Source organism: Legionella quateirensis (assembly GCF_001467955.1).
Classification (GTDB): domain Bacteria; phylum Pseudomonadota; class Gammaproteobacteria; order Legionellales; family Legionellaceae; genus Legionella; species Legionella quateirensis.
Map to the genome: position 1 here is coordinate 468,906 of NZ_LNYR01000006.1, position 744 is coordinate 469,649.

Here is a 744-nt window from a genome sequence, read left to right on the forward strand (position 1 = left end):
GGCTTCCTGGATTACGCGCTTCGCACTTCATCCAGGCTTGTATCTTTAAATTGTAAGCAAGAAAGCTTAATCTCAAGGGCACTTGGGATGGGAGAAGAGATCTTGAATCCAGGCAAGGCATAAAGCCTGTGGCGTAGAATAGGACCTTCTCCCCAATTATCTATCGACCGAACAGTATCTTAGGCCACCCTTCAAAGTAAGCCTGCATGAACAAGCATGGTCATTGATAAATAATCGCCAAGTATTTAACGCAATCGGAGATTAACATGGATCAGACTGAATATGTAGGTGTAGATGTTGCCAAGGATAAATTTGATGTAGCTACTTTTATTAATAATCGTTACAAACATTCAGTCTACCCTAATGATGCCAAAGGTCATGCTGAATTTGCTGCATGGCTTACCCAAAATTCCACGTCACCTTGGGTTTGCATGGAAGCTACCGGACATTATAGTGAGGGCATTGCTGATTTTTTATTAAAAAAATCCATCAAGGTTAGTGTGGTTAATCCATATCAAATCAAGAACTTTGCTAAAGCTTCCTTAGCGCGAAATAAAAACGATATCATCGATGGAAGGGTGATTCGCGAATTTTGTAAATGTATGCAACCCCGAGTGTATGTAACTACTTCTGAGGCTCAAAAGCAATTAAAAGGATTAATGAAATTATTAGATATGCTTAAAGGCCAATTGGTACAACTAAATAACCAATTACATAGCTTACATGAAGGCATGGCAACCAACT

The 744-nt window shown here is 39.4% G+C and carries 1 protein-coding gene; it reads left to right on the top strand.

Annotated elements, in window-relative coordinates; all coding sequences use genetic code 11:
* Positions 1-266: 266 nt before the first annotated feature.
* Positions 267-744: IS110 family transposase (locus Lqua_RS04430; RefSeq protein WP_157076125.1), on the top strand; the 478-nt coding region annotated here is incomplete at its 3' end.